The following is a 12,916-nucleotide window of genomic DNA, read 5'->3' on the forward strand; positions in this document are numbered from 1 at the left end:
CTTAGCTAAGTGAATGCATTAATAGTAATATATACTTTTTTATTTTTTATTTCCATCATATTTCTGGCAATATATGATCAATACAATACATCCCACAATAACAATGAAAGTAAATATCAATGCCGTATATAAAATAATATCTTGAAGATTGTTTTTATCAGCGTATTGAATAATAAACGCGAAAATCCCCATAAAAACTCCAACAATTGATAGGAAAATTCCTACTGCTCGAGAAATTTTTTTAATATTACAATTTTCTTTTTCCTGCTTACTCATAGTATTGTACCCTGCAATCATCCAGCTACCTTTCCCACACATAAGTGAAATTGCCATAATTTCCAAACCAACTGTTGTTAACCAAAAAATAATCATAATTATCACCCCTTTAACGAAGTATTACAAAACTACTTACATAAGCATATGTAAGTAGTTTTGTAATATTATTCTACAATAGAAATCCTATAGCTATATTTAAACTCTTCTCCTACAGTTAATGAAATCGAACCTTCTTTTTCTCTAAATTCGCCAGTAAAATCTTCATAATCAGCATGTCCAAACCAAGGTTCTATACATAAAAATGGTGCTCCACCTTTTGGTGCCCATATTCCCATATAAGGAAAACCTTTAAATTCTACTGATATGGATTTTTCATTATTTTTCGATTTTATAGTAATCTTATCAGAGTTCAAATCATCAAATACCAAAGCATCATTTTTAAATAACTCTTTTGAAAGTGGTATAATATCAGTATCCTTTAAACATTCTTTTCTCTTATGTGAAAAATAACCGTCCTTAGTTAATTCCATAATATCACTTGTTTCTTTCTTATTAAATTTAAGATAATAATCCTCTAATTTTTCATTTTCATTAATAGGACACATAAATGCAGGATGTGCACCTATTGAAAATGATATATCCTTATTATCTAAATTTTTAACATTATACGCTACTTTAACAACACTTTCTTCGATTGTATAATTAATAAGCAAAGAAAACTTATATGGATATCTTTTCATAGTATCCTCAGAATACTTTAATTCAAAAGTAATTGAATCACTAGTTTGTGATATAAATTTAAAATCTGATATCCTACCTAATCCATGAGATGGTAATTCATATAATTTTCCTTCAATCCTATATTTTGAATTTACTAGGTTTCCTACTATTGGAAATAAAATTGGTGAATGATATTTCCAATATTCTAGGTCACCATTCCAAAGATATTCCGTTCCCTCTTTTTTCCCCGTTATTGAATGTAGTTCTGCACCATGATCGTCAGCTGTTATTTTAATTGTTGAGTTTTCTATAGAATAAATCATCAAAAACATCCTTCCACTTTCTATTTATGTTTCATTTTCCTAATTGCCTATCTGTATTGCTTTTATTATACCAAAAACTCTAATAATTTCCAATATTCTACTACTTTCTAGTATAGATTTGCTCTTATTTGTTTACAATAAACAAAATATAAAGGTACATCCAATATAAAATGGACATACCCTATATCTTGACATACTTTTATAAGTAAATTGGCAACCACTTAAGTACCTTTTGTATTTGAGCATCCCAATAACCCCATTCATGAATACCTGCACTTTCTTCATAGGTATAATCGAAATTTTTCTCTTTTATAAAGTTTTTAAACTTTATGTTATCTTTGTATAGAAAGTCCTCGGTGCCACAACATTGATACAATTTTGGTTTTTTTGCACAGGACTCTAAATTGTTTGCTAATGAAAAAAGATCATTTTCACTTCCATCAAATAAAGAAATATCTCCAAATATATTATAAAGCTCCATTTTAAAGTTTTCATCTGTTTCACTTATAAGTGAAGTATTCATATTAAGTGCACCCGATAAACTTGCACCGGCTGAATATTTCTCAGGATGTGAAAGCACTGCCTTAAACGCGCCGTACCCACCCATTGACAGCCCCGCTATAAAATTATCTTCTCGTAGACTTGATATAGGAAAAAAAGAAGCAACTATTTCAGGTAATTCTTCTGTAATATAAGTCCAGTACTTGTACCCATTCTTCATATCAGTATAAAAACTTCTACCAGCATTTGGCATTACAACAGCTAGTCCCATATCAGCCACATATCTTTCGATAGATGTATTCCTTTGCCAAATTGTATGATCATCAGATAATCCATGAAGAAGGTATAGAACTGGATATTTTTCTTTCTTTTTTGAACCAGTTACTCCTATTTGTGTTTTTGTGTTTTGTGGAAGAATAACTGTTATTGAAGTAGATATACCTAAAGTCTCAGAGAAGAAATTACAATTGATTAAAGCCATTAAAATACCGCCTTTCTATATTTGATTGTTTTAACAAATTAAATCTGGTATATTCTAGCCCCAAAAGGGATGAGTTGAGCAACTTAAAATGTTGAAGCCCAAATAGTATCCCTATAATTGTAACACACAAAACTATACCTGCTAAAAACCAAGCCATAGCTGCTATTATTCCGCCAAACACCAACCATATAATATTACCTATAAGATTCATTAAAAATACCCCTATATACAATATTCTATATGATACACTATACTATAGTCAATTATATGAGTCAAAATTTATTAATCAAAATATTACCTTAAAGGGAACTTAGTTGCGAATAATTATTTCGCATAAAAAAGAGCCCAAAGATAAATAAATATCCTTGGGCTGCAAATTCTTTCACTCTTATTATAAGTTCTTCTCGTAAGCTTCAACCATTCTCTTAACCATTTGTCCGCCTACAGAACCATTCTCTCTTGAAGTTAAATCTCCATTGTAACCATCTGTAAGATTTACTCCAACTTCTTTTGCAGCTTCCATCTTAAATTTGTTTAATCCTGCTTTAGCCTCTGGTACCAATTTTCTTGTTGTCATATAAATTACCTCCTTTTTATTTTTGGTTTGATAATGATTTTCATTTCTGATATTATGATGCGCAATATTACAAATAATACTCCTAGTAGTTTATGGCTATTTTAATAGTAAAAAATAAATAAGGATTATTATGTAAATCTACAAATCATCTACATCTTGTATAATATCCATCTACAAGTACCTAACTCATATTTAATCTCATACAACTTCTCTTCTCCATCAATTACACTTTGACACTTATAAACTATCATAAAGTTACCTGCCAACTTCTCAGTCGCTTTTTCTGTAACCTTGTCTATTTTTATAACCTGCATTGGCTGATCATCTACTTGTAGTCTAAACCTTATAGGATTTATAGATCCTTTGTTATCCGTATAAGCTACCATTTCTATAGGTAATGCTAAAATTTTCATTTATTATCAAACCTCCTTATCAAAGCATTGCGCTCATTAATGGGTAATCTTCCTCTCCATCTGCCATTCCACCACACATACTATTTAGTCCTGAATGAAGAAAACAAGAGCGAACTACAGCCTTTGACCCATATTTTAACCTTATTTTATCAACAGCATCATTTATCTTCTTATCTTTTTCATAATCAAAACTATCTAGCAGCGAGCACTGGTAAAACTCATTACTACAAAAGTCTGTGATATGTACTCCTAGATGCCTTATTGAATTACCTTTCCAAACATTATCAAATAAATAACACGCTATTTCATATATTTTGCGAGTAGAATCCGTTGCCACGACTAATTTTTTTTGACGAGAATAAAATATTAAATCACTCCCCCTGATACTTATACTTATCACCGTGCAACAATTTTGAGAATCTCTTAGGCGCATAGAAACTGTTTCACACAAAGACAATATTACTTTATGAGCCGTGATTTTATCCTCTACATCAAAAGCTATTGTTGTAGAATTACCTATACCCTTCATTTTAATATAATTACTCTTTCGAACTTCTGAGAATTCAATACCATTTGCATAATTCCAAATTACTTGACCGTGACTCTTTAATTTATTTTTTAAAATATCCAAGTTGTAATTTGCAAGTTCTCCAATAGTATTGATATTTAGGTTGTGCAGCTTAGGAGCTGTAGCCCTACCAACCATAAATAAATCTTCAACAGGTAGTGGCCACATCTTTTGTTTTATATCACTAGGAAATAAAGTGTGTACTCTATCCGGCTTTGTAAAATCTGATGCTACCTTTGCTAACAATTTATTGCAAGATATTCCAATATTCACTGTAAACCCAAGCTCATTTTTTATCCGGTCTTTTATAATTTGTGCGAGTTTCAAATAATCAGGATATAAATGCTGCATATTAGAAAAATCCAAAAAACTTTCATCAACTGAGAAACGCTGAATGTTTGGGGTGTATTCTAAAAATATTTGATGCATAGCCTCACTACACTTCATATATAATGCATATCTTGGAGGTACAATTACAAGGCCAGGACATTTAGCCCTTGCACTATATAAAGTCTCCCCTGTGTGAATATCAAATTTTTTAGCAGGTATTGATTTAGTTAAAACAATGCCGTGCCTGCTTTCTTCATCTCCTCCCACCACAGATGCTACCGTTCTAAGATCTAATTGCTCCCCACTCTGAAGTCTATATGCAGCTTCCCACGATAAATAGGCACTATTTGCATCTATATGAAATATTAATCTACTCATAAGTCATCTTCCTTTTTATTAATCTCTATTCCCCGCTAATAGAACATCAGTTCGTTATAATTATTATATACTACTTTTTCACTTTTTAGAAGCATATTCTCATATTTTTTTTTAGTAATATCTGTATTTTAGTTAGACATCTATTCAAACACATAAAAATGTACCAATAACAAATTAGGGAGATGTCCTATGACACCTCCCTAATTGTAGTATTTAGGAAAATTTATTTTCATCTCTTCCTAATTTTTTTAGATTCTTTAGAAACCCCTATTTCATCAGCAGCTTCTACCTTCATTTCATTTAAAGTTTTTTTTGTTTTTAGACCGTTTTTTTTACTTTCTTGATTATTTTTTTTGTCTATATGTGACATTGTAGTATCCTCCTCATATTCATTAAGATCGCGATATAATTATTAATTACCCGCCTCTTAATAATAGATATTCCAATATTAATATAACCAAATTTAAGAAGTGTATGTGCTAAATATTTATTAATACACTATTTCTATCTCCTACTATTTTTACCTCTACGCGAAAAGTCATCTTCAATATCTGCTTTCCAGCTGTTATTAATAGGCCTGCTTGCACGAACTTCACTGACAACATGACTAACTGCATCATAATTTAATCTCGTGCCTTCGCCATCAGCATTATAATTAGACGCTCTATCAGAACTAATACCAAATTTGGCAGCTGTTGAAATAGCGTCGATATTAGCCCCTATGAAAATAAATTCCCATCCATATTTTTCTTTCTGCCATTCAACCATTTTCTTTATTTTTGCATAATTAAACTCTTTGCTAGCATTTTCCATTCCATCAGTAGTGATTACAAACATCACCTTATCTGCACGCTCCTCCTCACTGGTATTTCGCTGCACATTTCCGATCTTATTAATTGTCTTTCCAATAGCATCTAAAAGCGCAGTGCACCCGCAAACAAAGTATTCTTTTTCTGTTATAGGGCGAATCCCCTTAACGTTTATTCTGTCATGTAAAAGCTCATAATTATCATCAAAAAGCACCGTAGTGATAATTGCTTCACCTGGCTCTTCAATCTGTTTTTTAAGTAATGCATTGTAACCACCTATAGTGTCACTTTCAAGTCCAGACATAGACCCACTCCTATCAAGTATAAATACCAATTCAGTTAAGTTTGTTTTCATATTGTTAACCCCCTTATTTAATAATTAAAGGATAACATTATTAAGAACTTAATCTGTCGCTTTCAAAGCGACAATTATACTCCAAGTAGGACTTGCTCAAAGCCAAACAAGGCCTCATTTATCTCGTAGATATTGTAATTGCCTTCTTTGATGAAATACTCAATAATTACATCAAATTTATTGCTATGAGACAATGTGTATCCAGCTCTATTTAGCAAATCACACGTTTCATCCAAACTCAATCTAATAGCTATTGCAAATGCTATTGATGTGACCTTGCTAGGGTTGTAACCTTTATCACTTCGAATTTTAGAAAACAGCTTACGATCGATATTGGCCTTCTTATAAGTTTCAACATCTGTCATTCCTTTTTCATCAATAAGCCGCAGAAGCATTTGTGAAAAAGACTCATCAAGATGGTGAATTAGATCATCAAGACTACGTTTTGCGTCTATTTCGCGTGCTGGAGCACTACTCTCGCATTTTATGTTATCCTCATTTACATTTTCAAATTGGTTATATTCGTAAGTCTCTATATTTCTTTGGTGTTCACTAAGGCGCTTACTATCAACATAGTTATCATCAATATATTTCTCAATTTTAGAAAAAAGTTTTTCACTCATAACAAAAGCTTTCTTATCATAAACTACCAAATAAACCGTTATCTCGTATTTTATAAGGAATTCCCCTATTGCAGAAATTGCTATCTGTAATGCCTTATCTTTCGGATATCCATATATTCCCGACGATATAAGCGGGAAGGCAATAGATATGCACTTGTGCTGCAAAGCAAGTTTTAGTGAATTAATGTAGCAGTTATGTAATAGATTACCCTCACCAGAATTACCACCAGCCCATATAGGACCAACTGTATGAATAATATACTTTGCTTGAAGGCTATATCCACCTGTGATGACAGCTTCCCCAACATTGCACTCTCCAAGTAAATCACATTCCTTTTGAAGCTTTTCAGACCCCGCGGCAGAAAAGATTGCTCCACATACTCCACCACCCATTGTTAGTGTTATATTTGCAGCATTAACAATAGCATCTATTTTCATCTTTGTTATATCATTTCGGACTATTATCATAGGCATATTAGTTATTCTCCTTTAGAAAAATTTCAATCAAGTACTTACCTTTTATTATAATAACAATTTGCGCAATATTCAAATATATAAAGCAAAAAAATAAGAAGTCCCTAAATTTAGGGACTTCTTATTTTTTAGCTCTTACCACTAAATATTTGAAACATATTATTTTTCTAATATATTTTTAATTGCTTCTTTGATTTCTTCAGATTTACAATTAGCAAAGAAATATTCCTTGAATTTTTCTCCTCCTATAGCGCCCTTTAAAAGATCTTGATCTATATCTTTTAAAATTGTTAACATATCTTTATATGTTACTTTTTTAACTTCATCTAATATCTTTTTATTTCTTTGTTCTGGAATTACTCTGTCCTTTGGATACCCTTGACCACTTTCACCTTGGAATAGCTGTTCAAATATATATCCCAAATTTAATTCTGCTCCCCATCCAAATCCCTTTGCAAAAGGCATTGCTATTGCATTTCCATCATTAACTTGTGCAAACATAAACGCATCTGAAGGATCTTGTACATGACCACATAATACTCCAGGGAATGAATTACATGCAAGCAGTGCTCCTTCCCCTGTACCACATCCAGTTATTACATAATCAGCTGCTCCTGAATTTAATAAGATAGCTGCTAAAATACCATTTTGAACATATGTTAATTGTGCATTGTCTTCTGCAGTATACATTCCATAATTAAATACTTCATGACCTTTTGGCTCTACTACTTTTTTTAATGTTTCGTATATTATTCCATTTTTTGCTGCTTGGCTATTTTCGTTAATTAATGCAATTTTCATTTCATATTCCTCCTGTTATTTGGTATAGTGTAATCACTATTATAGATAGTGTAATCACTATTATGGATAGTGCAAGCACTATCTTATTCTGGTTGTTTTCCAATAGTAGCTAATATTCCGCCATCTACATATAACACATGACCATTTACAAAATCTGATGCATCAGATGCTAAAAATACAGCTGGTCCTTCTAAATCTTCTGTTGTTCCCCAACGTGCAGCTGGAGTTTTACCTATAATAAAATCATTAAATGGATGTCCTTCTACTCTAAGTGGTGCAGTTTGAGGTGTTGCTATATATCCAGGTCCTATTCCATTACATTGAATATTAAATTCGCCATATTCGGCTGCAATATTTTTTGTTAGCATCTTAAGTCCACCTTTTGCAGCTGCATAAGCAGAAACTGTTTCGCGTCCAAGTTCACTCATCATAGAACATATATTTATTATTTTACCATGTCCTTTTTTAATCATTGAAGGTAATACAGCTTTTGCTACTATAAATGGTGCAGTTAAATCTACATCTATAACTTTTCTAAAATCTGAAGCTTTCATATCTATCATTGCAACACGCTTAATTATTCCTGCATTATTTACAAGAATATCAATTACTCCAACTTCTTTTTCTATTTTTGCAACTAATTCATATACCTTATCTTCATCTGTAACATCACATATATATCCATGTGCTGTTATACCTTCCTCTACATAAGCTTTTATTCCTTTATCTACAAGTTCTTGATTAATGTCGTTAAAAACTATAGTTGCTCCTGCCTTACTATAAGACTTTGCAATAGCAAACCCAATACCGTATGAAGCACCTGTGATTAATGCAACTTTACCTTCTAATGAAAATTTATTAATATTACTCATGAAATATTCCTCCTCGAATTTATAATTTATATATATATTAAAGAAATATATATCACATATATTTTCTTTAAAATTTGCAACTTTTTAATAACTATAATGTATTAATGTACCATTCATATTTTATAATATAGACTCATTCCAATTTACAATACACTCTAACACCTGTTGACCATTTTCTTCATTTTTACATTCAATTTGATCAATTAAAATACTTGCCGCTTGTTGCCCTTCCTTAAAAGCAGGTTGCACAATAGTTGTTATGCTAGGGGACGCAAAATTAGTCCACTCAGTATTATCAAATCCCATAAGACCTAAATTAGGCATTAAATGATAATAATCTTTTAATGCTATAAATACCATTGATAAAGCCCAACAGTTAGGAACAAAAATTAATTCCTTTTCTTTTTCATTAATATGTTTAACAAGAAACTTCAGTATCTTCTTAGGATTTTTTTCATCATTATCTTCAACAATTAATTTTTCATAACCTAAATCACGATCTAATAAAGCATCAATAAAACCAGAAGTTCTTTCAATTCGAGTGCTTAATAAACTTGGATCGGCCGTAATTAGAATGAATTTTTTATAACCTTTATTTATACAAGCAGTAGTTGCTTCATACGTAGCATCATAGTTATTTGTTTTTACCCATTTTGTTTTATAATCATAAACATTACTATCAAAAAAAACCATTGGTTTTTTTGTTTTTTTTAAAATTTCCTTAAATTGAATTGTAGGTTGAACAATAAAACCATCAACGCCCATAGCTAACATTCTCTCTATGATGTTTTCTTCTCTATCATAATTATAGTTACTATTAGCCACAATAAGTTGATAACCTTTTTTACTTGCTACATCTTCAATTCCTTTAACAATTTGATTTGAAAATGTATTAGTAATATCTCCAATCATTATCCCTAAGAGTTTAGAACTTTTTGAATTTAAACTTCTAGCCGCAATACTAGGTTTGTAATTTGTTTCTTTAATCACTTCTTCAATTCTTTTTCTTGTTTTTTCTGACATTTTTTCCGTTTTACCATTTAAATAAAAAGAAACAGTTGTTTTAGAAGTATCTGCCAAACGTGCAATTTCTGTAATTGTAATCTTTCCATTATATTCCATGTATAACCTCATATTTCTATATTCTTATTTTTCTATATTCTTATACTAACACAAAAAAACAATTTAGTAAACTAGTTTACTAAATTGTTTTTTATTACATTTTACCTTTTCCTTAATTCTACCAATGTACATCCCTCTATTGCCTCAATTCCATTTTGTCTACAAAAATCAAGTATCTCAGAGCTTTCAGCTCCCGGTTGAATAAGTACTTTATCAATTTTAAGCTTATGAGCATCCTGAAGTATTTTGATACCTTTAATTGGATTAATGCATAAATTTAAAATATCTATCTTGTATGGTATATCAGCTAGACTCTTATATGCCTCTTCATTTTTAACAGAAGGGTTTAACCCCACTACATTAAAATCAGCTTCTCTTAATGAACTCAATATCTTATAAGCATACTTAAAACGATTTAATACATCCCCTACCACAACCCAGTTTTTATATTGTAAAAATTCATTAGCCTTCAATATTATCCTCTCCTAATATTTATTAAATTTATTTATGACATCCTATAATATTTAATCATATCTTCTTGTGAATTTATTCCATAATTTTGTGGTAGCGCAAGTCTGTTTAAATCTTTTCCTATAAATCTGCCATCCACATAATATTCAACCCTAGCAAAGTCCTCAAACCACATAAGAATTTTATCAATAAACGGAGTTTTAAGTTCCGCTATTTCGCAAAAGCTCTTAATAATGCATAACCCACCTGAAAAGTCTTCCAAAAAATATCTTGACATAAAGTCTGGAACATAACCCTTTTCTGTTAATATCATTGGAGATTGGATATTCTTAAGCGCAATTCTACTGCTGATTTCGGCAGTCATCTGCTCTGGTGTTTGTGCACCAAAATATTCTTTTACAGAACCAACACCCGAAAGCTCGATTTTATCTAATTTACCGCATAATTTTTGAACCTCATCATCACTACCAAGTAGCATTGTCGAAGACTCATCCGTCCACTCGCTATAAAAATTAACCATCTTTTCCCAATAAATCCCATTTTTATAATTTCGGAAAATTTCATAGATTCTTGCAGTATGAAGAATTGGATTAGCTGGTGTAAGAGTAACCTGAAGATAATTCTCTAGTGGATTGCACTTCACACTAAATAAATGCTCCATTACTTTGCATACTTCTGATGTTATGCAGGCTGGCACCGCTCCTATGTAAAGTTCTTTTTTCTTATCCAAATCAAATACAGATTTTCCGTACTCCTTTAATCTACAAATACCATGAACCCTCTGAAATCCAAACACAGTACATCCATTTTCAACAAGTTCCTGGCAATAAAATTCGCCACCACCATTACCTGGCATCATGCCAATCCATGCCCCAGCTTTTATAAAATGCTTAATCTTTCGAATTACTTCACTTAAAACATTTGCAGGAAGTGTGGATATAATAATATCCGCATCACTAATTACTTCCTCTGGATTACTTGATACAACATCCAGCGTTCCTGAATATTTAAATATACCATCCTTATCAAAAACCTCAATAATGTTGTTCCATTCATCTGGTTTGGAGGTCAACAATCGTACAGAAACATCCTCTTTCGCGCCGATATCTCCAATTATAAGTGTACCTATATTCCCGCCACCTAAAATACATACATTCATATTGCATCCCCCTTCATATAATCATATTTACTATCATTATATCATATAAGGCCATTTAACCCCAGGGTAAATATATATGTCTAAATAGCTTGGTTTAACTCTATTTTACATAGCATTCTTCATCCTAATCTATAATTTAGAACAATACTAAATGCAATATGTATTTTAGATAATTTCTCTTTCCCTAACTCTCTTTCTTAAAGACAATCTCTTTTCTAGCATAATGTTTACCAAATATAAGGAACTCCCTTTCAGCCTTACTAATATTACCATAGGATCTCTTTGCCCAAATAGCCAATACAATGCCTATAATCATCCATGCAAAAACAATTCCCCATTCATATGGCCACACCAACGATCCTGGTCCAATAGGTAAATATAAACTAATAAAAACTAGCGAAATAATTACCGCGCCGTATCCAACAAATTTCCCACTGGAAACTTTAAATGGTCGTTCTAGATTTGGCTCCTTTTTCCTTAGGCTAATAAATGATATTGACACAAGTAGATAAGCTACTACCGTTCCAAACGCACTGGCATCAACAAACCAAACTAACGCGTTCTTTCCTAGTAGCGGAGATAAACAACTTATTAAACCAACAAGAAGAATAGCTCCCGTTGGCGAATTATACTTTGGATGTAGTTTTGCAAAAACCGCTGGAATCATTTTTGCTCTACCCATTGCAAATAGCACCCTTGTCGCTCCCATAATAAAACCATTCCAACTCGTAAGAATACCACACAATGCACCACCAATTAAAATTTTCCCAAATATAGGTGAATTAAAAGAAAATGCCATAGCATCTGCCACCGGAACTCCACCTGCTTGCCTTATTTCCGCGGGTGCCGATATAGAAATACCAACAATCATTAATATGTACCAAGCGGCTGCCATTAAAATTGAAATAATTAAAACATTAGCAATCTGTTTGAGTGGTATATTCATCTCCTCAGCTGTTTGAGGAATAACATCAAATCCCACATACATAGACGGTGCCATAAGCAAAACAGCAACTAAACCAGATCCACTTGTAAATAAAGGTACTGCATACTCTGTACTACCAAATGCAACTCCACCAAACAAGAATAAAAGACCCACTAGTACTAATCCTACGGTACCCATAACTTGAAAAATAGCAGAATTCTTTGTTCCAAAGTAGTTTAATGTGGTAATCACTATTGCACCTGCAATTCCAATGATTGCCCATGATAAATATACATCATATCCAGCTATAGTCCATAGTAGTCCCATCTTGGGTATATGAAATATATAATCTATCGCTGTAGACATGGAAATTCCTTCCATAGCTGCAACTCCAACATATGCAAATCCTATGGCCCATGATGTTACCCACGACCAAAAATAATTAAGTCCTCGATAAGCAAAAACCATCTCTCCACCAGCCAGTGGCAATGCAGGTGTTAATTCTGCGTAAGTCAGTCCAACAAAAATGCACATTACTGCACCAATAAGAAATGCTGATATAGCACCGACTACACCGGCTTCTGACACCCAATTACCAACAAGCATTACCCAACCCCAACCTATCATAGTTCCAAATGCCATGGCTAATACGTCAAATCTACCTAACACCTTATTTAAACTTTGTCTTTTGTGTTTCATTCACTTTCCCCCTAGTTCTTCCTTTAAAATAATTAGTAT

15 protein-coding genes and 1 pseudogene are annotated in these 12,916 nt (G+C 32.1%); all 16 read right to left on the reverse strand.

What is annotated here, in order from left to right; translation table 11 throughout:
- Positions 1-39: 39 nt before the first annotated feature.
- The 16 genes and pseudogenes from ACREVX_RS16145 to ACREVX_RS16220 all read right to left on the reverse strand — a co-directional run bounded on the left by ACREVX_RS16145 (position 40) and on the right by ACREVX_RS16220 (position 12,877).
- On the reverse strand, positions 40-372 hold the full coding sequence (locus ACREVX_RS16145) for a DUF3784 domain-containing protein (RefSeq protein WP_431545243.1): 333 nt from the start codon (positions 370-372) through the stop codon (positions 40-42).
- 68 nt (positions 373-440) lie between these two features.
- On the reverse strand, positions 441-1,319 hold the full coding sequence (locus ACREVX_RS16150) for an aldose 1-epimerase family protein (RefSeq protein ID WP_431545294.1): 879 nt from the start codon (positions 1,317-1,319) through the stop codon (positions 441-443).
- Positions 1,320-1,518: 199 nt separating this feature from the next.
- Positions 1,519-2,301: an alpha/beta hydrolase gene (locus ACREVX_RS16155; protein ID WP_431545244.1), complete on the reverse strand. Its 783-nt coding sequence runs from the start codon at positions 2,299-2,301 to the stop codon at positions 1,519-1,521.
- Positions 2,302-2,362: 61 nt separating this feature from the next.
- A pseudogene (locus tag ACREVX_RS16160) lies at positions 2,363-2,512 on the reverse strand (YccF domain-containing protein); the annotation flags it as partial.
- 180 nt (positions 2,513-2,692) lie between these two features.
- Positions 2,693-2,878 carry an alpha/beta-type small acid-soluble spore protein gene (locus tag ACREVX_RS16165; protein WP_431545245.1) on the reverse strand — a complete coding sequence of 62 codons (186 nt, stop codon included), beginning with the start codon at positions 2,876-2,878 and terminating at the stop codon, positions 2,693-2,695.
- Positions 2,879-3,027: 149 nt separating this feature from the next.
- Entirely contained in the window at positions 3,028-3,291 is a 264-nt protein-coding gene (locus ACREVX_RS16170) for a hypothetical protein (protein WP_431545246.1), read from the reverse strand.
- Between the two features lie 19 nt (positions 3,292-3,310).
- Positions 3,311-4,567, reverse strand: coding sequence for a Y-family DNA polymerase (locus ACREVX_RS16175; RefSeq protein ID WP_431545247.1), 1,257 nt, complete (start codon positions 4,565-4,567; stop codon positions 3,311-3,313).
- A 229-nt stretch (positions 4,568-4,796) separates the two neighbouring features.
- Positions 4,797-4,937 (reverse strand): small, acid-soluble spore protein, alpha/beta type, encoded by a 141-nt coding sequence (locus ACREVX_RS16180; protein WP_431545248.1) that lies wholly within the window; start codon positions 4,935-4,937, stop codon positions 4,797-4,799.
- A gap of 134 nt (positions 4,938-5,071) precedes the next feature.
- Positions 5,072-5,731: a vWA domain-containing protein gene (locus ACREVX_RS16185; protein WP_431545249.1), complete on the reverse strand. Its 660-nt coding sequence runs from the start codon at positions 5,729-5,731 to the stop codon at positions 5,072-5,074.
- 74 nt (positions 5,732-5,805) lie between these two features.
- Positions 5,806-6,828: a macro domain-containing protein gene (locus tag ACREVX_RS16190; protein ID WP_431545250.1), complete on the reverse strand. Its 1,023-nt coding sequence runs from the start codon at positions 6,826-6,828 to the stop codon at positions 5,806-5,808.
- A gap of 159 nt (positions 6,829-6,987) precedes the next feature.
- Entirely contained in the window at positions 6,988-7,629 is a 642-nt protein-coding gene (locus tag ACREVX_RS16195) for an RpiB/LacA/LacB family sugar-phosphate isomerase (protein WP_431545251.1), read from the reverse strand.
- 83 nt (positions 7,630-7,712) lie between these two features.
- Positions 7,713-8,501 carry a gluconate 5-dehydrogenase gene (locus ACREVX_RS16200; RefSeq protein ID WP_431545252.1) on the reverse strand — a complete coding sequence of 263 codons (789 nt, stop codon included), beginning with the start codon at positions 8,499-8,501 and terminating at the stop codon, positions 7,713-7,715.
- Positions 8,502-8,621: 120 nt separating this feature from the next.
- Positions 8,622-9,623, reverse strand: coding sequence for a LacI family DNA-binding transcriptional regulator (locus ACREVX_RS16205; protein ID WP_431545253.1), 1,002 nt, complete (start codon positions 9,621-9,623; stop codon positions 8,622-8,624).
- 101 nt (positions 9,624-9,724) lie between these two features.
- The gene (locus tag ACREVX_RS16210; RefSeq protein ID WP_431545254.1) at positions 9,725-10,096 is read right to left on the reverse strand and encodes a CoA-binding protein; all 372 of its coding nucleotides are present in this window, start codon (positions 10,094-10,096) and stop codon (positions 9,725-9,727) included.
- A 32-nt stretch (positions 10,097-10,128) separates the two neighbouring features.
- Positions 10,129-11,253 (reverse strand): NAD/NADP octopine/nopaline dehydrogenase family protein, encoded by a 1,125-nt coding sequence (locus ACREVX_RS16215; protein ID WP_431545255.1) that lies wholly within the window; start codon positions 11,251-11,253, stop codon positions 10,129-10,131.
- Positions 11,254-11,437: 184 nt separating this feature from the next.
- Positions 11,438-12,877, reverse strand: coding sequence for an APC family permease (locus ACREVX_RS16220; RefSeq protein WP_431545256.1), 1,440 nt, complete (start codon positions 12,875-12,877; stop codon positions 11,438-11,440).
- Positions 12,878-12,916 lie beyond the last annotated feature (39 nt).

The sequence above is a fragment of the Clostridium sp. genome, from assembly GCF_050717545.1.
Taxonomy (GTDB): Bacteria; Bacillota; Clostridia; order Clostridiales; family Clostridiaceae; genus Clostridium_AD.